Source organism: Spirosoma liriopis (assembly GCF_023196085.1).
Classification (GTDB): Bacteria; Bacteroidota; Bacteroidia; order Cytophagales; family Spirosomataceae; genus Spirosoma; species Spirosoma oryzicola.
Window position 1 is genome coordinate 514,904 of the sequence record NZ_JALPRF010000001.1, and the last position, 24,291, is coordinate 539,194.

The following is a 24,291-nucleotide window of genomic DNA, read 5'->3' on the forward strand; positions in this document are numbered from 1 at the left end:
ACTTTTCCTCGGTATTTCGTTACTTTGCTGCTGGTTTGCCAATCGGCCTAACGACTTGGTAGTCATGGCCGAAAAAATTGGCTTTTTTGGTGTTAACCCTTCTTATTTTCTGCGATGAGTACCATTCAAAGCATTCATGCCCGACAGATTCTGGATTCACGAGGCAACCCGACCGTTGAGGTAGACGTTCGGACAGAAAACGGATATCTTGGTCGCGCGGCTGTACCATCAGGCGCATCAACTGGCTCTCACGAAGCGGTTGAACTCCGCGACGACGATCCGAAAGTATACGTTGGCAAAGGCGTACTGAAAGCGGTATCGAACGTTAACGATCTTATTTTCCCTGAACTGGTTGGCATTTCGGTTTATGACCAAAGCATGATTGATAAAATTATGCTGGAGCTGGACGGTACGCCAAACAAAGGCCGTTTGGGTGCTAACGCCATTCTGGGTGTATCACTGGCCGTAGCTAAAGCGGCTGCCCAGGAAGCCGGTCTGCCCCTGTACCGCTACATCGGTGGTGTCAGCGCCAACACGCTGCCCGTACCCATGATGAACATCCTGAACGGTGGTTCACATGCCGATAACTCCATTGATTTCCAGGAATTCATGGTTATGCCTGCCAATGCACCCAGCTTCTCGGAAGCACTGCGTTGGGGTACCGAAATATTCCACACGCTGAAGAAAGTGCTGAAAGGCATGGGCTTAGCAACGAACGTGGGTGATGAAGGTGGTTTTGCACCAAACATCAAATCGAACGAAGAAGCGATTCAGACCATTCTGCAAGCCATCGAGAAAGCGGGCTACCGTCCGGGTGAAGACGTTTGGATTGCCATGGATGCTGCTTCGTCGGAGTTCTACAATGCCGAAGAAGGCGTTTACCACTTCAAAAAATCGACCGGCGATAAACTGACTTCGTCAGAAATGGCTGGCTACTGGAAAGAGTGGGTTAACAAATACCCCATTCTGTCTATCGAAGATGGTATGGCCGAGGACGATTGGAACGGCTGGAAAGCGCATACCGACGCGTTGAAAGGTACGAAAACCCAACTCGTTGGCGACGATCTGTTCGTAACTAATGTAACCCGTCTACAGGAAGGTATCGACCAAGGCATTGCCAACGCGATCCTGATCAAGGTTAACCAGATCGGTTCGTTGACCGAAACGATTGACACGGTGAATCTGGCGAAACGCAATTCGTACAAAAACATCATGTCGCACCGTTCGGGCGAAACCGAAGACGCAACCATCGCTGATTTGGCAGTTGCGCTCAACACGGGCCAGATCAAAACGGGTTCGGCGTCGCGTTCGGACCGGATGGCGAAATACAACCAACTGCTTCGCATCGAGGAAGAACTAGGCGAAACCGCTTACTTCCCAGGCAAGAAGTTGTAACGTTTTTTGTGGTGTCGGCGGGGCCACCTAGGCGGTCTAAGGACCCGACACTTTTTTACGTTTAAAAATGTCAGGTCATGTGATCCGTATTGTCCGAAACCTCCAGAATGAGTAATGTGCTGCTGGGCGCGTGAAGTGAGCGTGGAGTCGGTTTCTCAAAACCGACCCTTTGCGTCAGCAACCTGTGTCAGTTTTGAGAAACCGACTCCACGCCCACTTCACCTATCTCGGACAATACGGGTCCTTTGACTCGACACCACAAAAGCCATGCTCCAAAGAATCCTCTACTACTTACGCAATTTTTACGTCGCTACTGGTTTGGGGTTACTGGTATGGATGACGTTTTTTGATGCCAATGACCTTCCTATGCAGATCCGTAACTGGTGGAAACTGCGCGAGCTGGAAGGAGAAGCGTCGTTTTACCAGACGCAGATTCAGAAAGTACAGACCGAACGGAAGGAAGTGCTGGGCAATGATCGGCTCCGCGAAAAGTACGCGCGGGAAAAGTACCTGATGAAAAAACCCAGCGAAGATATTTTCGTCATCGTAGACGACAAGAATGATCCAATTGAAAAATAGCCCGGTGGCCCGTGCAGGAAGTAAGGAACGTGTTCCGTGTACCGCGCTCACCGCTCTATGCTCCCTAGCCTATGATCAACGTTCTTTTCGTTTGTCTCGGTAACATCTGCCGGTCGCCCGTAGCCGAAGGTGTATTCAGAACATTAGTAGAAGAAAAAGGATTAAGCGACCAAATCCAGTGTGATTCAGCCGGAACCTCCTCGTATCACCTTGGTCAGCTACCCGATCGCCGTACGCGCGAAAATGCTTTAGAACACAATCTGACGCTTACCCATCGGGCCCGACGCCTGACTGGCGAAGATCTGGCTCAGTTCACGCACTTTGTTGCGATGGATGAGCAGAACCTCGAAGCCGTTGAGAAATTACATTACCGCAGCACCGGTCTTCCCAACAACGACACCATTTTTCTGCTGCGCGAGTTTGACCCGGATGTCAGCGACGATCCGAACGTGCCCGATCCTTATTACGAAGGTCCCGACGTTTTTGAAGACGTGTATCAGATCACATTGCGGTGTTGCCGCCAATTACTTTCCTACTTAATACAACAAGATAATCGTCAACTTTTGAGTGAGTAATCGACCGAAAAAATCGCTTGTTCACTCATTGGCTTATTTACATTATGAACAAAAAAGTCATTCTTGTTATTCTCGACGGCTGGGGCATTCCCCTGCGCCCCGAAGTTTCGGCCATTGAAGCGGCTAGTACACCGTTCATGAACTCGCTGTATCCAAAGTACGCACATAGCACTTTGGAAGCGTCGGGGCTGGCCGTTGGTCTGCCCGCCGGACAAATGGGCAATTCCGAAGTAGGACACATGAACCTCGGCGCGGGCCGAATCGTCTATCAGGATCTCGTCAAGGTAAACAAAGCCGTTGATGAACACACGCTGGACAATGAACCCGTACTGGTTGATGCGCTCAACTACGCCCAGACTCAGGGTAAAAAAGTGCACTTCATCGGTCTGGTTTCAGACGGTGGCGTTCATGCGCACATCAACCACGTGAAGGGCTTGTTATCCATTGCTCATGCGCGTGGGCTCACCGACGTGTTTGTTCATGCCTTTACAGACGGACGGGACACCGATCCCAAAGGGGGCGTTGCCTACCTGACGGATTTACAAGCGCACATGACGGCCACCACAGGGCACATTGCCAGCGTTACGGGTCGTTACTACGCGATGGACCGCGACAACCGGTGGGAGCGCGTCAAAGTAGCGTATGATGCGATGGTACTCGGTGTTGGTGTGCCGACCACCGATCCTATCGGCGCATTGCAGGCTTCGTATGATGCCGATGTTACCGATGAATTCGTCAAGCCGATTATTAACACAGATGCCGAAGGTACTCCTCTTGCGGTCATTGAAGAAGGTGACGTAGTGCTTTGTTTCAACTTCCGTACCGACCGGGGACGCGAAATTACCCAGGCCCTGACCCAGAAAGATTTTCCGGAATTGGGCATGAAGAAACTGGCGCTTCATTACATCACCATGACGAACTACGACAGCGAGTTTGAGGGTGTAAAAGTGATTTTCGACAAAGACAATCTGGAAAAAACGCTCGGTGAGGTCATCGCGGATGCGGGTCGCAAACAAATTCGGATTGCCGAAACCGAGAAATACCCGCACGTAACCTTCTTCTTTTCGGGTGGCCGCGAGGAACCCTTTACGGGTGAGAAACGGCTGTTGTGCCCATCGCCCAAAGAAATGACGGTGTACAGCGAAGAGGGTGTAGCCATGACCATTCCGGTGAAAACGTACGACCAGAAGCCTGAAATGGCTGCTTACGATATCCGCGACGCCATCATACCGGAATTACAGAACGAAGAAACGGATTTCGTTTGCCTGAATTTTGCCAACACTGATATGGTCGGCCATACGGGCGTGTTCGAAGCGGTTGTCAAAGCAGCGGAGACAGCTGATGCTTGTGCTCAAGCGGTTACCGAAGCCGCTCTGGAGCACGGCTATACAACGATCATCATTGCCGACCACGGTAATGCTGAGTACATGGCTAACGAAGATGGTTCACCCAACACGGCCCACACGACCAATCTGGTTCCTTGCATTTTGGTCGATAAGGATTATCATCCGGTTCTAAATGATGGTAAACTCGCCGACATAGCACCAACGATTCTGCACCTGATGGGTATTCCTCAGCCGCCGGAAATGACGGGTGTTAGCCTGATTAACGAATAATATTTTCGCAAAACGAAAAGCCCCGCTCGACACCGAGCGGGGCTTTTCGTTTTGCATAGTAGCTTACATATCCAGTAGCAAGCGGGATGGATCTTCGAGGATCTGTTTTACGCGAACCAGGAAGCTTACCGACTCTTTACCATCGATGATGCGGTGATCGTACGACAGTGCTACGTACATGATAGGCCGGATAACGATTTCGCCATTGACGACAACGGGACGCTCAACAATGTTGTGCATACCCAGAATAGCCGACTGGGGCGCGTTGATGATCGGCGTTGACAGCATGGACCCAAATGTCCCCCCGTTGGTGATCGTAAACGTACCGCCGGTCATTTGCTCAATAGTCAACTTGTTGTCACGGGCTAAACCTGCCAGACGAACGATTTCTTTCTCGACCTGCGCGAAGCTCATTTGCTCTGCGTTCCGAATCACAGGAACGACAAGGCCCCGGTCGGTTGACACAGCGATGGAAATATCACAGAAATCGTTGTAAACGATGCTGTCTCCGTCGATCTGGGCGTTCACGGCTGGGAAGTCTTTCAACGCTGCGCAGACCGCTTTGGCGAAGAACGACATAAAGCCAAGCCCTACGCCATGCTTCTCCTTGAACTTGTCTTTGTATTTGTTCCGCAGGTCCATGACCGGTTTCATGTCTACCTCGTTGAAGGTAGTCAGCATAGCCGTTTCGTTTTTCACGGCTACCAACCGACGGGCAATAGTCCGGCGGAGCGAGGTCATTTTTTCGCGACGCTGATTGCGGCTTCCGGCAATCGGAGCACTAGCCACCGGAGCGGGTGCTGGTGCCGCTGGCTTCGGTGCTGCGGGTTGTGGAGCTGGCTGAGCCGGAGCAGGTGATGCTTTCATTGCATCCTCCTTGGTGATCCGACCACCGACACCCGTTCCTTGTACTTGCTGAGCATTAACGCCTTTCTCGTCCAGAATCTTAGCCGCAGCGGGCGACGGATAATTGGCCGCATAACCGTTCTGACCGTTGCTGGCAGGCTCTGCGGATTTTTCTTGAGAAGCCGGTTGAGCCGGAGCAGGCTGTGGCGATCCTGCGGGTTGAGCAGCCGCTGTTCCGGTTTCGATTTTAGCGATCAAAGCGCCGATTGCCAGGGTTTCACCCGCTTGGGCAACGATGCGAAGCGTTCCGGCGGCTTCGGCGGGAAGCTCAAACGTAGCTTTGTCCGATTCGAGTTCGCACAGTACTTCGTCGAGGGCTACCTGATCCCCATCTTTCTTACTCCAAGAGGCAATTGTAACTTCCGTAACTGACTCACCAACGGCCGGGACTTTCATTTCGATTACACTACCACCCGTAGCAACAGCAGCCGCAGCAGGTTCAGCCACAGGCTGTAAAGCAGGAGCGGATTCGGCGACCGGTGCCGCCTGTTCAGCGGGTTTCGGCGCTTCGGCTTTGGCGGGTTCGGACGATGGCGATGCAGCAGGAGCACTACCGTCACCGTCGATTGTGCAGATACTGGCACCAATTGGAAGAACGTCTCCTTCCTGCGCTAAGATGTGCAGAATACCATCAGCTTCGGCTGTCAACTCAAATGTAGCTTTGTCGGAATCGAGTCCACACAGAACATCGTCCATTTTTACGTGGTCACCTTCCTTTTTGTACCAGGTGCCAACTGTAACTTCGGTAATGGATTCCCCCACGGGAGGAATTTTCATGTCAACGGCCATTTTTTTCTAGTTTTCAGTCTTGGGTCCTCAGTTTTCAGTTCTTGCAGCAATGATTCACCCAAAAACTGAAAACTAAAAACCGAAAACTTTATTTATTCAAAAGCTCTCCGAACGATATCGGCTTGTTCCTGCGTGTGTATTTTGGGATAACCCGTAGCCGGTGATGCCGCAGCCTTACGCGAGATGATGGGTAGATTCATCCCTACCCGCAGCAGGTAAGTCCAGTAGCCCATGTTTTCGGGTTCTTCCTGTACCCAGAACACTTCAGCGGATTTATACTGCTCCAAAATAGCGTCCAGTTGCTTTTTAGGCAGCGGAGCCAGTTGCTCTAGTCGAACAATCGCTACATCGTCACGCTGATCGGCCTGTTGTTTGTCGAGCAGATCGTAGTAGACTTTACCGGTACACAGCAGCACTCGTTTTACTTTTTCGGCCTGTGCATAGTTATCATCGAGCACCTCCTGGAAGCTTCCTTTGGTCAACTCTTCCAGCGGGGAAACACATTTTGGATGACGCAGCAACGACTTAGGCGACATCACCACCAGTGGCTTACGGAACGGCCAAGCCAGTTGCCGACGCAGCAGGTGGAAGAAGTTGGCTGGTGTTGAAATATTGGCAACGACCATGTTGTACTCCGCATAGAGCTGAAGATAACGTTCAGGCCGGGCGTTCGAGTGTTCAGGTCCCTGTCCTTCGTAACCGTGTGGCAAGAGCAACGTTACACCGTTCTCAATGCCCCACTTCGATTCAGCAGCTGCGATAAACTGGTCGATGATCAACTGAGCACCGTTCGAGAAATCCCCGAACTGCGCTTCCCAGATAACCAGCGCGTGCGGGTTCGCCATGGCATAACCATATTCAAAACCCAGTACGCCGTATTCCGACAGCAGTGAGTTGTAGATCTGGAATTTCTGTTGACCGTCCTGGATAAAATCAAGCGATGAATACGACTGGTTCGTTTCCGAATCGTGTAATACTGCATGACGGTGCGAGAACGTACCCCGCTGCACATCCTGACCACTCAACCGAACGGGTTTACCATCCAGCAATAGCGACCCGTAAGCCAGCAGTTCGGCGGTGCCCCAGTTCACCATTTTGGTGTCATTGAGCATCATCTGCCGATCTTTCAGCAGTTTATCAATTTGCTTAAGCGGCTTGAACCCTTCCGGAATTTTGACGAGCGCTTTACCAACTTCCGCCAGTACTTCAGGCGAAACACCCGTTTCGGGTGACTGATCAAAATCAGCGGGTTCGCTGAACCGCAGTTCTGCCCAGTCGAGGTCGAGCCGCAGTGGTTTATACGGAATCTCAGCTTTTTGCTTCACGCGGTCGAGCCGATCCTGCAACTGCTGCTTGAATTCGGTATCCATGCGTTGCGCCAGTTCAGCGTCTACGTCGCCCCGCTCAATCAGCAGGTCTTTGTACAGTTCGCGTGGGTTGGCGTGCTTATCGATGATGTTGTACATCGTCGGCTGCGTAAACTTGGGCTCATCCGATTCGTTATGACCATACCGACGGTAGCAAACCATATCGATAAACACGTCCCGATTGAATTTCTCACGGAACTCAACCGCTAGTTTAGCGCAGAAAATAACGGCTTCCGGATTGTCGCCATTTACGTGGAAAACCGGTGCGTCGATAATTTTGGCAATGTCCGAGCAATAGATCGATGACCGAGCATCATCGAAGTCGGTTGTAAAGCCAATCTGGTTGTTAATGACAAAGTGAACCGTACCACCGGTTTGGTAACCCGGCAGCTTAGCCATTTGCGTAACTTCATAGACGATCCCCTGCCCTGCCACCGCAGCGTCGCCGTGAATCAGGATTGGCATGATCTTTCTGAAGTCACCATTGTATTCTTCGTCGGCCTGCGCCCGCACAAATCCTTCAACTACGGGGTTTACAGCCTCCAGGTGTGAAGGGTTCGGTGCAAGTTTTACGCTGATCTGTTTACCCGATTTGGTTTCGATCAGGCTTGAATAACCCAAGTGGTATTTTACGTCGCCGTCGCCGTGAACTTGCTCAGGCACGTTTCCTTCGAAACCATCAAAGATCGACTCGTAGGATTTACCCAGGATATTGGCCAGCACGTTCAGCCGTCCGCGGTGCGCCATACCGATCATCACTTCTTCCACGCCCATATCGGCGGCCTGACTGATGATGGTATCCAACGCCGGAATGGTCACTTCCCCTCCCTCCAGCGAAAAGCGCTTCTGTCCGAGGTATTTCGTTGCCAGAAAGTTCTCGAAAACGGTCGCTTCATTCAACTTCTCGAAAATACGCTTCTTCTCGTCGTTTGATGGCGTAAAGACCAGCGCTTCTTTTTCGATTTTATTCCGTAGCCAGTTTTTAACGTCCAGCTCACGGATAAACATGTATTCGAAACCGATATCACCGGCATATACCTTCCGAAGCGATTCCATGATGACCCGTAAGGTAGCGGGTCCAATGCCAAGCAATTTACCTGACTCGAATACCGTATCCAGGTCTGCTTCCGACAAGGCGTAATCGGGCAGATCGACCCGTGGCTGACGGTCTTTGCGCTCTTTGAGCGGGTTGGTTTTGGCTAACAGGTGACCGCGAGACCGGTAGGCTTTGATCAGACTGGCAACCGAAACTTCTTTTTCGGCATGACTTGCATCAACCGGTTTTGTCGAAGCGCCAGCTTGAGCAGCCCCATTACCGTTGGTCGAAGCGCCGTTGGTTTTACCATTGGTTCCTTTGGCATTTTCGCCGTAGGTCAATGAAAATTCGAATCCTTTGAAAAATTGTTGCCAGCTTTCGTCAACTGATTGAGGGTCTTGTTTATAAGACTGATACAGTTGGTCTACGTAAGCCGCGTCGGAATTAGCGATATATGAATACTGGTCCATGACGGGGGCGCGTCGTTGTTTTGACCCGCAAAGGTAAGCTATCAACCAAACACTTGGTCCTAAAATTTTTGGTTTTTATTCTATACCTATACTGGAAACGACGCCCTTATTCCAATAACAGCATTAATTGCGGTTTAGTTGACCCCTCTATATACCAACGGACCTATGTAAACGGTGTCACCGGATAAAACATCGTGTTTGTAGGTACGAACCGATCGAGTTAAAAATACTTATCTGATCTCTTGACATAATTCGATCAGGACGCCATTTGTCCCTTTGGGATGCAAGAAACAGACTAGTTTGTTGTCGGCTCCACGCTTAGGCGTCTCGTTTAGCACCGTAAACCCTTCTTGCTGTAAGCGATCCATCTCGGTCCGTATATCGTCAACTTCGAAGGCGATGTGATGGATACCCTCGCCCTTTTTCTCCAAAAATTTGGCGATTGGACTTGTGGGGTTTATGGCTTCAAGCAGCTCTATTTTCGTCTGATTGACCTGAAAGAATGAGGTTGTCACGCCTTCTGCTTCAACCGTTTCGGATTTGTAAGGCTGAACGTTCAGCAGTTTGGCAAATAGCGCATTGGACGCGGCAATATCGCGGACCGCAATACCGATGTGTTCGACGTTGGTTAGCATCGTTATGGATCAATTAACAGACTAACGGGGTAAGCAGAACTTTTCCGATTGGCAGAAAGTTAATAGAATAGCATTAATTCGCGTCAAATTCGATTCCATTACGACTATGGTTACTGTCTCAGAAATCGCCAAAGATAAAATCATTGAACTCCGTCAGAAAGACGGCCTCACCGACAGTTACGCAATCCGAGTGGGTGTTCAGGGCGGAGGCTGTTCGGGCCTGATGTACGATCTACAGTTCGACGCTACACAGCAACCAACCGACCATGTCGTTGAAGATAAAGGCATTAAGATTCTGGTTGACCGCAAAAGCCTGCTTTACCTGGCAGGTACCGAACTCGACTTTTCGGACGGTCTGAACGGAAAAGGTTTTCAGTTTAAAAATCCGAATGCGTCACGTACCTGCGGTTGTGGCGAAAGCTTTGCTGTTTAACCGGATTGTATTCTCGATTAAGAAGACCGCCTGAAAAGCGGTCTTTTTCGTTTATCCCCCTTCTCTGTCTACTGCCTTCCGTTCACTACAGTTCTGATCTGACCATCTTTGCCCCGGCAACCATGTTGGCTAGTTTTTGCTTGGCCGCCCAGCGAGCCGTCTGGCTAAGCCCACAGTCGGGAGCAACGGCCAGTTTTTCGGCGGGTACATAAGGCAAACATTTGCGAATCCGTTCGGCTACGTCGTCGGGCGTTTCGATGTAGTAGCTTTTTACGTCGATCACGCCGACGGCCACATCAACTTTTTCGGCAAACCGTTCGAGCAGATTGACCTCGGCAAAATTCAGGATCGTCATTTCGGAATGAATTTCATCGACGGTCATATCCAGAAAGTCGGGGAGCATGGGTGCGATGGTCTTTTTGCCCACCGAACGTCCTTTGTAGTTGCCGAAACAGAGGTGCATCGACAAGCGGGTTTTACCAACTCCCGGTGCAACGGTCCGATTAAAAATATCGACAAACCGCCGGGTATCTTCGCGGTACGCGTAACACGACATGGACGGCTCATCGACGCAGATTTCCGGGACACCCAGCGCTACCAGATCAGCGATCTCCTTGTTTACCAAGGGTAATAAGGCTTCGGTTACTTCCCACCGATCTTTGTACAAATGGCCCGGCAACAATCGACCGCTGAGCGTATACGGACCCGGAATCGAAACTTTTAGTCCTTGTCCGTTGGGAGCGATTCGTTTTAACCGCAGGTATTCTTCCACTACGCCCAGTCCGTTGGGAGCCGTCAGCGGTTCCAGAATGTTGTGCTTGCCCCGCTGATCATGCGCGGGCGGGCCAAACCGCCGGAGTTCCGTTTCGTTGTTCTGGATGCCGTTGATGTAGCCATAAAACGACAGGTTGAAATCGAAGCGGGTTTGCTCACCGTCGGAAATAACGTCCAGGCCAGCCGCCACCTGATCGTGAACGGACGAAACAACGGCATCGTCAATCATTTCGTTGATGTCCGCAGGACCAAACTGCGCGAGGTGCTGACTGGAAAATTCCAGCCAACCCGGAAACGGCATAGAGCCAACAACCGTAGTTTTGATGGGAACAGGCTGCACGTTGGTAGAGGGTTAGTAAACTGATCAAATCAGGTTAAGGCAAAGCCCTGTTTCATCTACTGTCTGACCGGGTCAGCGCCTTTAGACTATGTATTCCCACCAAAGCATATTCTCAATACGATCGAACAGAGCAAACCCGTTCTTTTCCAGCACCTTCTGCGAAGCTACATTTTCAACGTCGGTATCGGCTATAACGCGATGAACTCCCGGTTGCTGCCCAACCCAGTTGACCAGACCACCCACCATTTCGCTCATGTAGCCGTTTCGCCAAAGCGCCGGGTACGTGCCGTAGCCAATCTCTACCGTACCCGTTTCGTCGGGCTCACCTTTGAATTTCGCTTCGGCCACAAACTGTTGCTTATCGCGATCAATTGCCAGCCACATGGTATGGTAAAGCGGGTCGTTCGACGGATCTTTCAGGCGGGGAACGGTGAAGTGTGTGATGATACTCAGCAAAGGCTCAGTCACTTCCCGATGTCCTTTTTTCAGTCCCAACGTCTTTTCCAACTGGTACCGATCAGCAAGGTGCAGCCGAATTTGATCAAGCGTCAGAGGGATAATTGTCAGGCGCGACGTTTCAATCATAAGTCTTGTGTATTCTCTTGGCTAACGTAACTGGGGATGCCCACCTGCTGGTATAGTTTTGCCAGTCGGTGCGCGTGCTCATCGTAGGCCGATTCGAACAGATCAACCGCTCGTTCGGCACCCACTACCACGCCCGCACTAAGCACTTTTGGCGGACGACCGGCCTCCGTTAGCAGTCGCGCAACTTCGGCTTTGAGGCTATTTACCACAACGGCTCCCCCAACCGTACTGCCGGGCGCGACCGGCGTGTCTAATTCGGGTATGGTTAGCATGGCGTCGCCAACGGGTGCGCCCGTATCCAGAATCAGATCGGCGAAGTCCCCTAATTTTTTTCCATCGGCGCGTTTGCTTGTGCTTTGTTCGGAGTGCTCTTTGGTAATCAGCGCCACCACTTTCACACCCTGCCGCTGAAACAGTTCGGCCATTTCGATGGGAACAACGTTACAACCCGACGACGATATAATCAGAGCGGAATCCTGCCTGGTCAGCGCAAAGTTACGAAGGATGCGGTCGGCCAGCCCCGGAACGTTTTCCAGAAACATTGCCTGCCGCTGCCCGTTGGCTCCTACGACCAGGTTATGGAACGTTAGCGAGAGTTCGACGATGGGGTTAAAACCGGGAAACGAACCGTAACGAGGCCACATTTCTTCGACCATGATCCGGCTGTGACCCGATCCAAACACATGCACCATTCGGCCCGCCAGAATCGTATCGGCAAACCACTGAGCCGCCTGCTGAATTTGGGGAGTCTGGGCTTCGATGCTATCCAGCATCTGGCGGCACTTCGCAATATATTGTTGAGTCATTGATCGGCAAAAATCCAACTAAACTGGTGAAATAGAACGCTGAATGGCAAAACTCGCGGCCCCAATCGCACCCGCCATATCGCCAAATTGGGCAATCTTTAGGGGCGTAGCCTGACCACCGGGTCGCCACTCGTACAAAGTCATAAACTCAGCCAGGGGCCGCATCAAATCCTCTTCAGCTTGCGTAATGCCTCCCCCCAGCACGACCAGGTCTGGCGAGAAACCGTTGATCAGCGAACTCACCCCAATGGCTAGCTTCCGAACAGACGACAGCCAAACCCATTGCGCCACGTAATCACCCTGTTTGTAGGCTTCCAGCAATTGATAGGTCGATGTAAACCGACCCATTGATCGTTTCTCGATGGTACAGTTGCCAATGGCATTTTCCAGGCTTCCCGGCATACCCGTTACGTCCGAATCACTCTCGCCATCGACGGCAATGTGACCAACACTACCCGCCTTCTGAAAATTGCCCTGGTACAAGCGACCATCGATTAGAATACCGCCCCCAACCCCCGTGCCAAGCGTCAGCATCACGACCTGACGATACCCTTTGGCAACCCCAAACCGACTTTCGGCCAGCAATGCTGCATGAGCATCGTTAACGACGTGAACGTTATCATTCAGAAAACTTCCCCAATGAAAGCCTTCCAGACCGCTTAGCCGTCCCGGCATGAACGCGATGTACTGATTGGTTTCGTCGGGCAGCCCCGGCGCTGATAATCCGGTAGCCGTTACGTTGTCCGGGGACAGCTTTCGTAAGTCGGCAACGGTTTCGGCAACGGCCTGTTTCCAGTCCTTTTCACCATTGGTCGGATGGTATAGTTGTTTGACGATTTCGCCCGTTTCACTATTCATTAAAACGCCTTTGATCCAGGTACCGCCAAGGTCAATGCCGATTGCGTTCATCTGTCTAAACGATGCTTTAGGTGACGGGTCAATTAGCTTGTTTTTACGTTATTGAATTAGGCGAATTATCTGAATCCAGGTCTAAACCTGACCTTCACTCACGCTCCATCCGCCGTCGATTGTCAGGACCTGTCCGGTAGTAAAAGCCGAATAATCGGACATAAAGTACACAGCGGCTCCGTCCAGGTCGGTAGGCTGGCCAATTCGACCGCCATCCAAGGGTTGTTTAGTACGAGTAAAGGACATGATCGCATCGTTGGTCGTTGCCCGCTGCGACATGGGTGTTTCAACCAGCGCCGGAGCCAGTACGTTGACGCGAATGTTGTCGTTGGCGTAATAGGCCGCTACGGATTTTGTAAAGCCAATCACGCCCGACTTTACGGCGGCATACGCGTGCGTAGCAAAATACGTTGGTGACGGACTCGACCCCAGCACAGACCCCATGTTCAGAATTGTGCCGCCCGTACCCTGCGCCCGGAACGCCCGAACAGCCGCCTGATTCGACAGCATCAATGAGGTGAGATTGATATTGATGGTATAATTCCAGCCTTCAGGCGTAATCTCGTGAAGCGGCCCGTCGCCGAACCGTCGGCCACTACCGCCCGCTACGTGAAATAAACCGTCGAAGCCACCAAAAATCTGCTGGCAGAGGGCAATGGCTTTGGGAGCCGTTTGCGGATCGGAGGCATCCCCCGACATCGCCAGTCCATTTCCATCAAGTTGTTGCTCGGCAGTAGCACAGCTTTCAGCATTTCGCCCAACGACAACCACCTGCGCTCCCTCGCGCACAAACGCCAAAGCCGCTGACAAACCCATGCCTGTCGTCCCTCCAATCACCACTATCTTTTTCGATTCTAACCACATTCCAATTCCTGATAATTGTTTCGACTAAACTCAACGGATTACGGAGCCAATATAGGGTAATTGGGTTTGTAACTACTGTTTTTTTTGACAGGATTAACAGGATTTACAAGATAGCGAGTCCGAAAACTACGCTCAGTAGTATAGCTATCGGGCGAGTTCTGCTTTACAATAAAGACGGGCGTATACGCCAAAATCCTGTCAATCCTGTTAATCCTGTCGAAAAACCAATCATTACATAATGTCCCGTTCGCTGATTTTTCCGGTTTGTTTGTCTTTCAGGATTACTTTGTGGCGACCGTCGTGGGTAACTTCTTCTTTGATCAGGTAGTACTGCTCGTCGTAATCGACCAGCGTGGTTTGTTGCGTCAGCCCTTCCTGACCACGCCAGACCGGAAGAATTACTTTCTCCCATTGCTTTGTTTCGGCTGACCGATAAGCAGCGTCCAGCACAGCGTTGACGATATAGCCATCGTAGAAGGTTTCGGCGGGTTCACGCCCTTCTTCCTGGGACAGAAACATGTCGGTAAACATGTGATTGTAACCCAGATCATTTACTTCATCGCCCACCGGAAACAACCAGCCCGTAGTCGATTCAGCTTTTTCGGCCACATAATCCGCGCCTTTCCCCTCGGAGCGCCGACCGTCAGAGCGCTGACCGGTCGTGAACATTTCGAAGCCCGTTCGCAAAAAGTTATTGATCCAGATCGTACCTTCGGTGCCCATCACTTCGTCGCGCAGGTCCATACCACCCCGGAAGGTCCAGCTTACTTCGAACTGGCCGATGGCTCCATTTTCGTATTTCACGAGCGCAATGGCGTGATCCTCGGCGTCGATTGGCTTAACCTGCGTGGCAGCCCAGCACATCACTTCCACTGGCTTTACATCCTTACCGATAAAGTTACGGGCGATTTCGACGCAGTGACATCCCAGATCGAGCATGCAACCGCCACCGGCCTGTTCTTTATCCCAGAACCAATCGGAGTGCGGACCGGGGTGCGTTTCACGCGACTTCGCCCAGAGGATTCGACCCAACGCTCCATTCTTTACGCTGTCCAGCGCTTTTAAAAACTTTGGCGTGTAGCACAGATCTTCGAGATAACCGGCAAAAATACCCGCTTCTTCGACCGTCTGCATCATCCGTAAGGCTTCTTCCGCATTGCGACCCAGGGGTTTTGTACACACCACTGATTTCTTATGTTTTGCACAGAGATTGACCGCCGTCTCGTGAAGATTGTTGGGCAGCGCAATACAGACCATATCGACATCAGGATGTGCAACTACTTCTTCCATATCTGTCGAAGCAAAATCACAGCCGTAATCCTGGGCGAACTTGCTGGCGGTTTCCTCCCGACGAGCGTAGATAGCTACTACCTTGTCGCGGCTGCGTTGTCCGTGAATCGAGTCGGCGTAGAAGCGGCCAATGAAGCCACCACCGAGCATGGCAATACGTTGCATAAATGGGTTCAGGTAAATGGTTAATCCGTACTTTCGCAAAAGGTAAGATCCTCCGCTGATTACTTTGCTCAATGGGCCACTTTTTCGACATCAACACGATTTTTTTTACAATCTGGGGTTACTCCATGAGTTACCTTGAGTTTTTCGGGGCCGTCACGGGCGCTGTAGCGGTCTGGTTATCAGCCCAGGCGAACGTGTGGAGCTGGCCTATCGGAGCCGTTAGCGTCTTTTTATTTTTCTTTCTTTTTTATCAGGTTCAGCTGTACCCTGACATGTTTTTGCAGGTATTTTTCTTTGTAACAAACCTACAGGGTTGGTGGCGCTGGACGCATCCTAAGCAGAATGAAGCAACGAGTAGCCATGAACTACGAATCAGCCGAATACCCACTCGACAGCTCGTTGTCTGGACTCTGTCCGGCCTGGTGGCGACACTAGTGCTTGGCACCTTTGCCAGTAATCTGCACGAATGGTTTCCGGTGCTCTTCAGTAAGCCAAGTGCGTTTCCTTACTTAGATTCGTTTACCACCGTCATGAGCATTGTCGCCACGTTTCTGATGATTGAGAAGCGGGTCGAATGCTGGTACGTTTGGCTTGTCGTGGACGCTATCCTGACGTACATGTATTTCGTAAAAGGCGTCAAATTCGTTGGCGTTGAGTACTTTGTGTTTTGCTTTATCGCGGCCGTGGGTGCCTGGCACTGGACACGCGAGTACCGGAGTTACCCAACGCAGCGGGTCGTTCAGCACCAGTAAGCATCGTCGTTCCAACGGTTACGTACGCGGTCGGGTCTTGCTACCAAACGCTAGATTTATTCATCGATGAAACAGTTCTCCGCAGTGCTTCTACTTTTTACGGTTATAGCCTGCTCGAAGTCAGACCAGGACGTTAAGGCTAACCGACTGGTAGGTACGTGGCAGTTGACCACCTACTGTCGGCCAACGGGTGGCGCTTCCTGTACGGCGGTCAGTGTCCCTACGGACAAGGGGGTTTACATTACGTTCGATAAGGATGGTGGATTCAATGAATTCTACGAAAACACCAAGCCCATTGACTACAGCTTTTTAGGCTGCGGCATGGGTAACTACACCATCGAAGGGGACGAGGTTCGAATCATGGCGGTCTGTATGTCATCCATGCAGGGGCGATTAATGAAAATAGTTTCGGTAGCGAATAACCAGCTAATCATTAACCCGTACGGAACCGGCGAATACGTTTTTGTTGAACGACGCTGACCGCATTCGCCACGAATGAGTAAACCGATCTATCAGAACGAACTAACGTTTATTATTCGGTAAATGTAGTGTTATCTGCTTCATTAAATTGGCATAAAGTAGTGTCTTACTCGGCGAATTAAATAGTATTTTTTCTAGACATAACTATAAAACTAAAAGCAAACAATGTAATTTTTTGAAGAATATTAGCGCTTAAGAGTTTGATAACTATGATCTTACTTTTTTTTCAATATAATTTTGCACTGTAAATCAAATAATTAACCACTATGGCGATTGCCAAACAATTTCTCAAAAGCAAGCCTATCGCAAAAGTTACGTTTGAGTTGCCGGCTGAGGCTGTCAACGGTGCAAAAACGGTCGCTCTGGCCGGTGAATTCAATGACTGGGACGTCACAACGCAGGTCTTGAAAAAACAAAAGGATGGTTCGTACAAAACCACAGTTGAACTGCCAGTTGGTGGCGAATACCAATATCGCTACGTGTTAGATGGTACAACCTGGACAAACGATTGGGCCGCTGATAAATATGTTGCTAGTGGCGTTGCGGGTGAAGAAAATTCGGTTGTCGTTCTGTAAGCCAGATCAACCCTTCAGTAGCTCAGAAAAGGATATTAAAAGCAAATAACCCGACTAGGTGGCCGGGTTATTTGCTTTCTGGTCTGTGAGACCAATCTATGTGATTACACGGTAAAGCTATCGGATTCTACGTACGCTTTAATCAACGCCACTTCGCCTTCTTTGCCCTTCTGCGACTTGCCGTGTTCCATGCCAAAAATAAAGTCCTTTCCGGTTTGTTTTTGCTTTTGGTAAATGTGCTTGAACACGTTTTTATAATTGATTTCGCCCGTTGTTGGCTCGTTCCGGCCGGGGTTGTCACCGATCTGAAAATAGCCGATCTCGCTCCAGCACCAGTCGATATGCGGAAGAATATGCCCTTCGTTTTTCTGCATGTGATAAATGTCAAACAGAATTTTGCAGGAAGGACTGTTGACCGCCCGGCAGATTTCGTAGGTCTGGTCCGATGTGCGTAAGAACAGATTAGGCGTATCGCTGAGTGGTTCCAGTACCATTGTCACACCAGCCGGAGCCAGAATGTCGGCTCCCCGGCGCAAGGCATCAATCACGTGACCGGTTTGAATACCAATGGGCAGATTCCGTTCGAAGTCACCCGGCACAACGGTCGTGAACTTACCGTTGATGCGCTTGGCCGTTTCAACCGCTTTCCGACAGCCGTTCAGAAAAATATCGATGTATTCCTGCTTACCGGCGGCCAGCGTGTTTTGTGAGTTACCGCCTTTATCCAGAACAAATACACCCATCGTCATGCCCAGACGCGCCATCTCCTCACCTATCTTGGTTTGTTGCGCCGGGTCACGTCCCATCATGCCGTTATCTTCCAGGGCGGTAAAGCCCATGTCGGCCATAAACTTCAGCTGATCGATAGGATCTTTTCCAGCACTGTTCTCAAACATGCCGAAGTGGGGCGCGTACTTGAGCTTGAAAGTATTTTTAGCCAGAAAGTTAGGTTGCGAGTGCCAGTTGGTTGTGAACGCTTCGCCGGAAGCGGTAGCACCGGCTAAGCCTACTGTCGATTTGACAAAATTGCGTCGTTGCATAGTGGTTGTAGTCAGAACGGTAATTACGTTGATTTAAGAATCCGTCGCCCCGCTTATTTCTTTTTCAAACTCGTTAAATACGCGACAAGGTCTACTAGTTCCTGCGTGCTCATGGCTTCCTGAAGGCCCGATGGCATCATCGACGCGTCCATCTTTTTCATAGACACCACATCGGCCATTTTGTAATTCTGCACGACACCGCCCGGAAATTTCATCTGCAAATCCGTTTCGGTTTTACTGGAAATAATACCCGACATGGTGCTGCCGTCTTTGAATTTCACCTCCCACCCTTCGAAGCCGAAACTGATCCCAGCGTCGGGGTGTAAGATCGCCAGGTATTGACCTTCTTTGGGTAGCTTGGAACCGATCTCGGAAAGTTTAGGCCCGAAATCCATTCCTTCTCCGTTGACCTGATGACAGATTGAGCAGTTGTTTTTGAAGACCATGACGCCTTTTGCGGCATCGCCGTTCATCGCCATCAGTTCGTTCATACCGGGCAATTTTTTACCTTCGGCGCTTTGTCCACCGTCCAGAAAGCTAGCCGCTTGCTGACGAATATTTTTGCGCCAGTCGTTGCTTACCCCTTGTACAGCAGCTTTTTTGTAATCGCCTTTGATGTCGCCTGATTTCAGCAGAGCAACCACCATGTCGGCTCCGTCCATGCTGCCGCCCAACGCACGGGTAGCGGTCATTCGCAGTGATGATGGGCGCTTTTCGTCCAGCGCCACCAGCTTAAGAATCTCCAGGGATTCTTTATTACCCACGCGTTGCAAAGCCGTTACCATCTGCGAGGCATCGTCAGCATTGGTGCTGTTGATGCTGTTCCAGATCAGTGCACTCCCATTTTGCTTGATCAACTGCCGAACGGCATCCCGGCCCAGTGCATCGTTGTATTTGCTGAGCGCCAGCTGACTCAATTTCGCGTTCTCCGAAACGGGCTCGTAGCGCGTCACCAGCTCGATGTATTCAGGCGTTCCATATACATCCGTCAGCAGCTTGTTCAAAGCACTCGTCGCGACGGGCGAACTTTTCACAAAAGCGGGATCGAGGTGGCGCAGTACCAGCTTGGTCACGTCCATTGAACCGCTATTGGCCTGCAAGATTCCCAGCAAGGCAGCTGATTTTTCGCTCGCGCCCGGATTGAAATCAAACGCCCGGAAATAACGCAATCGCTGATTCAGATCCGTTCCACCGTCGCCGGCCAGTTTAGCCAGCAGGGGCACCGATTCTTTCGTGCGGGCTCGCCACACAATGTCACGGCTCGGCGCATTGGCTAACACGTCATTGCCTTGCTGCTTCATCCAGGCGGTAAAATAACTATCCCAACTGCCATCGGCTCCGATACCGAGCGCTTCCAAGTACCAGCGGTCTTTGCCATCGTACTTACTCGCCAATTGGGCCCACAAACCCGGTGCGTCGGACGAAGACGGCCCGGCGTTCTGGTTCCGGCGAAGCGCAAGGGCACATTCCCGGCGCACCTGTGCATCGGGGTCGTTGACCAGTTGTTTTACGTACGGGATAATGTCTGTTTTGAGTTGGCGGGCCGCCCGTAACGCCGTAATGCGGACATCAGGATTATCACTTTTGAGCGCCGTTTCCAGGTATTTAGGTCCTTTGTCCAGTTTGCTCAGCAGCCACAAGGCCCGAGCCTGCATCCGGGGATTGGTAGCCGTTTTGTACAATTTTGCCAATGCCTTCTCGGCCTTGGGACCTGACTCGCGCAGTTTCTGCCATCCGGCGTAGCGAATCGACATGTTCGGGCTTTGCAACGCTTCGATAGCGCCATCGATCGTCGAAACGTCAACCTTCGGCATTTTGTACGGCGAGTTGGGCGGAGCTACCCGGTAGACCCGGCCCCGATTCTGATCCCCCGCCTGGTGACCACCGACACCGGGGTCGTACCAGTCAGCAATGATCAGCGAACCATCAGGAGCCACGCATACGTCAGCCGGGCGAAACCACTGATCGCGAGCGCCTTCCAGCACGTTTACGATATCCGCTCTATACCCTGCGCCATCTTTCTGAACCGTGTACGACCGCACCACATTCGGCCCTGCATCGCAGTGAATGATCTGATTCCGAAATACGTCGGGTAGTAAGCTTCCTTCGTAAACGATGATGCCGGTTGGCGAACCCGCACCCGTCTGCAACAAATTCGGGACAACGCCGGGATCGTTGAGGTGCCAGTGCCGCCGGGGGATTTCGGGTTCGATGTTTTCCCGGTTGGCCTGCCAGCCCGCGCCCGTCATTTCGTCGGTGTACCCGTAGTTGCCGTACTCCATGACGTAATTGATCCGTACGCCTTTGTTGCCATCGTCATCGTTGTCCGACTGCCAGAGCGTTCCGTAGGAGTCAACCGCTACTTCGTAGTTGTTCCGGAAGTTTTGACCAAGCAGCTCTACGTTTTTGCCATCGGGATCGCAGCGGAATACCATGCCCTGCTTGAAATTCTGCTTATTGATGGGTTTTCCGGTGGCAATGTCAATGACGGGCTTTCCGTCTTTATCCAGCAACTGTTGGCCTTCGTTACCGAAATTGAAGTACCATTTTCCATCGGGTCCGAACACAAATGTGTGCATCCCGTGATCGTGTTGTTCACCCCCGATTCCACTGAACAGCAATTCTTTTTTGTCAGCCTTATCGTCACCGTTCTCGTCGGTCAGCACCCACACGTTCGGGCTATCAGCAACGATCACTTTGTTGCCCTGCACCCAAATACCCAGGGGTGACTCGATGCTTGGGTCCTGATAAAACACTTTGGTGATGTCGGCTTTACCGTCGCCGTTCTGGTCTTCCAGAATAACGATCCGGTCGCCTTCCTTGCGCGTCGGATTGCCGTTGATAGCCGGACGGTAGTTGTAGGCTTCGCACACCCAAACTCGCCCCTTGGCGTCAACGTCAATATCGGTTGGGTTACTCAGCATCGGTTCGGCGGCAAACAGTGTCGCTTCCAATCCAGAAGCGACGTTCAAACTGCCGACTGCGTATTTGGGGTCGTGCTTGTCATCATCGTTGAGCCCGGCAAACAAACGGGTCAGGTAACGCTCCGAAGCGGCATTAAGGTTGGTGTTCTGGTAAGCGCCTACAAGCGTTGCACCGACAACCAGACCAGCGGAGGAAAGGGCTACAGCCCGGCGGGAAAGTCGGGAGCGCTTAGCCGAACGAAAAAGATTCATAAATCAGAACAGGCTAAAAGATTGGGGGGTAAGGCGTAAAAACGGTGATACACCACTAGCCGATAAAGCAGGCAAGAAAGGTATTTATACCCATACAAAAACAAATTTTATTACGCTGGCTTTACGGATGACACAGCATCAAATGCTGGCTTCATCCTCACTACAACGCCTTTTAACCAAAAATCACCGGGTCGTTTGTCGCTGAACCGGTGATTTTTAGGCTAGTATAAAAACGGATTAGATCGTTTTCTTTTTCGACTCTTTCAGGGCAAAGTCAACGGCACGCGCGGTCAGGGCCATGTACGTGAGCGACGGGTTTACGCAGGACGCCGAGGTCATGCAAGCGCCATCGGTGACGAATACGTTTTTGACCGCGTGCATCTGGTTGTTACCATTCAGCACCGACGTTTTCGGGTCGCGACCCATCCGGGCGGTTCCCATTTCGTGAATCGCCATACCCAGGTACGAACCCCGGTCATAGGCTTTCACGTTCTTCACGCCAGCGGACTCGAGCATTTCCTTGGCGTCGTTCATCATATCGACGCGCATTTTCTTTTCGTTTTCTTTCAGTTCGGCATCGAAAACGGCCAGCGGCATTCCCCACTTGTCTTTCTCGTTTTTGTCGAGATACATGCGGTTTTCATAGTACGGCAACGTCTCGCCAAAAGCACCGAGTCCCATTGTCCACGGGCCGGGTTTTGTCAGTTCTTCCTTGTAATCGGCACCGAAGCTCATTTCAGCAATGTTACGCTGCCAACCCTGACGACTACCGCCCCCCTGGTAGCCGAAACCGCGCAGGTAGTCGCGTTTGTCGTTGCCGATGTTGCGGTAACGCGGTACGTAAATACCATTGGCTCGCCGACCGATGTAATATTTGTCCAGATCGCCTTCCCAGTCGCCGGAAGCCCCCGTACGGAAGTGGTGATCCATCAGGTTATGACCCAACTGTTCGGAATCGTTACCGAGACCGTTGGGGAACCGGCTTGACTTGGAGTTCAGTAGAATCGACGTAGTTCCGAGGGTACTGCCGCAGGAAAAAATCAGCTTGGCAAAGTACTCACGGCCCTGTAAGGTCACGGCATCAACGACCCGCACGCCCGTAGCGCGTTTCTGGTTTTCGTCGTACATGATTTCCGTAACAACTGAGTCAGGGCGAAGGGTTAGCCGACCGGTTTTAGCCGCGTACGGCAGCGTGCAGGACTGGGTGCTGAAATAAGCGCCGTAGGGACAACCCAATGAGCATTTGTTCCGGTACTGGCACGGAGCACGACCAATGCCCAGCTGCGCCTGACCCGCTTTCGACAGGTTAGCGACCCGACCGATGGTCATTGTCCGACCCGGAAAGTTTTTCTCAATCCGCTTCCGAACTTCCTTTTCTACGCAGTACATCTCCATCGGCGGCAAAAAGTCGCTGTCGGGCAGTTGCGGCAGATTGAGCGCTTCCCCCGAAATGCCGACTACTTTTTCGACATATGAGTACCAGGGAGCAACGTCTTTGTAACGGATCGGCCAGTCGACGGCAATCCCGTCTTTGGCGTTGGCTTCAAAATCAATGTCGCTCAGTCGGTACGATTGCCGTCCCCACATAATCGACTTACCCCCAACGATGTTAGGCCGAAACCAGTCGAACCGCTTTACTTCTTTGTAGAGCGAATCCGCATCCTTCATCCAATACGTTTCGGTCATCTCGTTGTACGGATAATCGCGCATCAGTTTCGGGTGCGTTTCTTTCTGCTCCGTGGTCAGCCGGCCGTTGTACTTCAGCTGCCAGGGGTCTTTCATGGCGTTTTCGTAGCCCGTTACGTGTTCGAGCTGGTGCCCTTTTTCGAGCATCAGCACCCGCAGGCCCTTTTCGGTCAGTTCTTTAGCAGCCCAACCACCCGTCACGCCCGATCCGATGACAATGGCATCGTAGGTCGTTTCTTTTACAGAATCAATATTGAGGTTCATTTTTGACGATGTTTTCAGTCTATAGTCTTGGTTTCTAATGACGGTTCAAGGGATTGAAACGACACGAAAACTTAAGCTACAGACGGTTATAATGCCCATGTTTTCTGACCGGGTTTTAAAGGCATACAGCCGTTGAACTGTCCGGGAACGGGAAGGTATTCCAACGCTTTGGTAGCCCCAATTTCAGAGGTGAAATAGCCGGTAGTGGTCAGTTCCTTCATCCGCAGGAAGAAAGGCTTATCATCGGTCATGGTCTGTTTCACCATTTCGTTCTTCTGAGCTACATCCAGGTCCGTGAATCCTTTGCCGAATTTGGTTTTGCTAGTAGCGTCCAGCTTGGCTAGTCCGGCGTAGAAATTGTCTTGGTCACTCTTGGGATAACAATCGCGCATGACCCGAACGATGAATTTTTCGGCGCCAGCGGCTTTGGCACCGGGCGTACTCGTAGTCGGGATGATTACATCAGCAACTTCGGCCAGCAGCGCTTCCTGTTCAGCCGTGACGGCCACACTAGGTCCGGTGTTGGTGACCCGGCCCATAGCGCCCGCAAGCGTGGGTGCCGACAGCAGCCCGCCCATCATCAGGGCCGCTTGCTGTATGGCTTCTCTACGTTTCATAAATAGTCAAGTAAACGTGATTAAAGTGAGTTTCGGTTGTAAAACGAACGGGAGTAGCAGGAAAAATACATTTCTAACCAGCAAATTATCCAATCTTTTTCAAAGAAGGAAAAACGCTGATCAGAAAAGACGGGCACGAAGGAAATATCCTCTATTTGTACAAAAAT

At 51.3% G+C, this 24,291-nt stretch carries 21 protein-coding genes; 8 read left to right on the forward strand and 13 right to left on the reverse strand.

Translation table 11 applies throughout. The features are described from left to right. Positions 1-114 precede the first annotated feature (114 nt). The 4 genes from eno to gpmI all read left to right on the forward strand — a co-directional run bounded on the left by eno (position 115) and on the right by gpmI (position 4,165). Positions 115-1,395 carry a phosphopyruvate hydratase gene (gene eno / locus M0L20_RS02175; RefSeq protein WP_232559185.1) on the forward strand — a complete coding sequence of 427 codons (1,281 nt, stop codon included), beginning with the start codon at positions 115-117 and terminating at the stop codon, positions 1,393-1,395. 267 nt (positions 1,396-1,662) lie between these two features. Then, positions 1,663-1,974 (forward strand): FtsB family cell division protein, encoded by a 312-nt coding sequence (locus M0L20_RS02180; RefSeq protein WP_232559186.1) that lies wholly within the window; start codon positions 1,663-1,665, stop codon positions 1,972-1,974. Between the two features lie 71 nt (positions 1,975-2,045). Further along, positions 2,046-2,549, forward strand: a complete 504-nt coding sequence (locus M0L20_RS02185; protein WP_232559187.1) for a low molecular weight protein-tyrosine-phosphatase — start codon at positions 2,046-2,048, stop codon at positions 2,547-2,549. A gap of 44 nt (positions 2,550-2,593) precedes the next feature. Then, a complete protein-coding gene (gpmI, locus tag M0L20_RS02190; RefSeq protein ID WP_232559188.1) occupies positions 2,594-4,165 on the forward strand; it encodes a 2,3-bisphosphoglycerate-independent phosphoglycerate mutase in 1,572 nt (523 codons plus the stop codon). Between the two features lie 63 nt (positions 4,166-4,228). Here the strand turns inward: gpmI and odhB are convergent, their stop codons facing one another. From odhB to mce, 3 genes are all read right to left on the reverse strand, one after another. Continuing rightward, on the reverse strand, positions 4,229-5,860 hold the full coding sequence (odhB, locus tag M0L20_RS02195; RefSeq protein WP_248475415.1) for a 2-oxoglutarate dehydrogenase complex dihydrolipoyllysine-residue succinyltransferase: 1,632 nt from the start codon (positions 5,858-5,860) through the stop codon (positions 4,229-4,231). A gap of 92 nt (positions 5,861-5,952) precedes the next feature. Continuing rightward, positions 5,953-8,733 (reverse strand): 2-oxoglutarate dehydrogenase E1 component, encoded by a 2,781-nt coding sequence (locus M0L20_RS02200; RefSeq protein WP_248475416.1) that lies wholly within the window; start codon positions 8,731-8,733, stop codon positions 5,953-5,955. Between the two features lie 230 nt (positions 8,734-8,963). Further along, positions 8,964-9,368, reverse strand: a complete 405-nt coding sequence (mce, locus tag M0L20_RS02205; protein WP_248475417.1) for a methylmalonyl-CoA epimerase — start codon at positions 9,366-9,368, stop codon at positions 8,964-8,966. 106 nt (positions 9,369-9,474) lie between these two features. Between mce and M0L20_RS02210 the strand changes: the two genes are divergently transcribed. Beyond that, entirely contained in the window at positions 9,475-9,801 is a 327-nt protein-coding gene (locus M0L20_RS02210; RefSeq protein ID WP_232559192.1) for a HesB/IscA family protein, read from the forward strand. A gap of 85 nt (positions 9,802-9,886) precedes the next feature. Here M0L20_RS02210 and M0L20_RS02215 read toward each other — a convergent pair whose 3' ends face one another. The 6 genes from M0L20_RS02215 to M0L20_RS02240 form a co-directional block, all read right to left on the reverse strand. After that, positions 9,887-10,915 carry a methionine synthase gene (locus M0L20_RS02215; RefSeq protein ID WP_248475418.1) on the reverse strand — a complete coding sequence of 343 codons (1,029 nt, stop codon included), beginning with the start codon at positions 10,913-10,915 and terminating at the stop codon, positions 9,887-9,889. 81 nt (positions 10,916-10,996) lie between these two features. Further along, a complete protein-coding gene (locus tag M0L20_RS02220; RefSeq protein WP_248475419.1) occupies positions 10,997-11,500 on the reverse strand; it encodes a GNAT family N-acetyltransferase in 504 nt (167 codons plus the stop codon). Continuing rightward, positions 11,497-12,306 carry a sugar isomerase domain-containing protein gene (locus M0L20_RS02225; protein ID WP_248475420.1) on the reverse strand — a complete coding sequence of 270 codons (810 nt, stop codon included), beginning with the start codon at positions 12,304-12,306 and terminating at the stop codon, positions 11,497-11,499. Before M0L20_RS02225 ends, M0L20_RS02220 begins: the two co-directional genes overlap by 4 nt. A gap of 18 nt (positions 12,307-12,324) precedes the next feature. Beyond that, positions 12,325-13,215 (reverse strand): ROK family protein, encoded by an 891-nt coding sequence (locus M0L20_RS02230; protein WP_248475421.1) that lies wholly within the window; start codon positions 13,213-13,215, stop codon positions 12,325-12,327. Between the two features lie 81 nt (positions 13,216-13,296). Then, positions 13,297-14,079: an SDR family NAD(P)-dependent oxidoreductase gene (locus M0L20_RS02235; protein ID WP_248475422.1), complete on the reverse strand. Its 783-nt coding sequence runs from the start codon at positions 14,077-14,079 to the stop codon at positions 13,297-13,299. 231 nt (positions 14,080-14,310) lie between these two features. Continuing rightward, positions 14,311-15,534 carry a Gfo/Idh/MocA family protein gene (locus tag M0L20_RS02240; RefSeq protein WP_248475423.1) on the reverse strand — a complete coding sequence of 408 codons (1,224 nt, stop codon included), beginning with the start codon at positions 15,532-15,534 and terminating at the stop codon, positions 14,311-14,313. A gap of 71 nt (positions 15,535-15,605) precedes the next feature. Here M0L20_RS02240 and pnuC point away from each other — a divergent pair, with 71 nt between their 5' ends. The 3 genes from pnuC (at position 15,606) to M0L20_RS02255 (ending at position 17,341) form a co-directional block, all read left to right on the forward strand. Continuing rightward, positions 15,606-16,286 carry a nicotinamide riboside transporter PnuC gene (pnuC, locus tag M0L20_RS02245; RefSeq protein ID WP_248475424.1) on the forward strand — a complete coding sequence of 227 codons (681 nt, stop codon included), beginning with the start codon at positions 15,606-15,608 and terminating at the stop codon, positions 16,284-16,286. 66 nt (positions 16,287-16,352) lie between these two features. Further along, positions 16,353-16,766: a lipocalin-like domain-containing protein gene (locus tag M0L20_RS02250; protein ID WP_248475425.1), complete on the forward strand. Its 414-nt coding sequence runs from the start codon at positions 16,353-16,355 to the stop codon at positions 16,764-16,766. Between the two features lie 266 nt (positions 16,767-17,032). Then, positions 17,033-17,341, forward strand: coding sequence for an isoamylase early set domain-containing protein (locus M0L20_RS02255; RefSeq protein ID WP_232559201.1), 309 nt, complete (start codon positions 17,033-17,035; stop codon positions 17,339-17,341). 104 nt (positions 17,342-17,445) lie between these two features. Here M0L20_RS02255 and M0L20_RS02260 read toward each other — a convergent pair whose 3' ends face one another. From M0L20_RS02260 to M0L20_RS02275, 4 genes are all read right to left on the reverse strand, one after another. Next, positions 17,446-18,381 carry a hydroxypyruvate isomerase family protein gene (locus tag M0L20_RS02260; protein ID WP_248475426.1) on the reverse strand — a complete coding sequence of 312 codons (936 nt, stop codon included), beginning with the start codon at positions 18,379-18,381 and terminating at the stop codon, positions 17,446-17,448. A 53-nt stretch (positions 18,382-18,434) separates the two neighbouring features. Next, positions 18,435-21,557 carry a PVC-type heme-binding CxxCH protein gene (locus M0L20_RS02265; protein WP_248475427.1) on the reverse strand — a complete coding sequence of 1,041 codons (3,123 nt, stop codon included), beginning with the start codon at positions 21,555-21,557 and terminating at the stop codon, positions 18,435-18,437. 237 nt (positions 21,558-21,794) lie between these two features. Then, positions 21,795-23,507: a GMC oxidoreductase gene (locus tag M0L20_RS02270; RefSeq protein WP_248475428.1), complete on the reverse strand. Its 1,713-nt coding sequence runs from the start codon at positions 23,505-23,507 to the stop codon at positions 21,795-21,797. An 86-nt stretch (positions 23,508-23,593) separates the two neighbouring features. After that, positions 23,594-24,124 carry a gluconate 2-dehydrogenase subunit 3 family protein gene (locus M0L20_RS02275; RefSeq protein ID WP_248475429.1) on the reverse strand — a complete coding sequence of 177 codons (531 nt, stop codon included), beginning with the start codon at positions 24,122-24,124 and terminating at the stop codon, positions 23,594-23,596. Positions 24,125-24,291 lie beyond the last annotated feature (167 nt).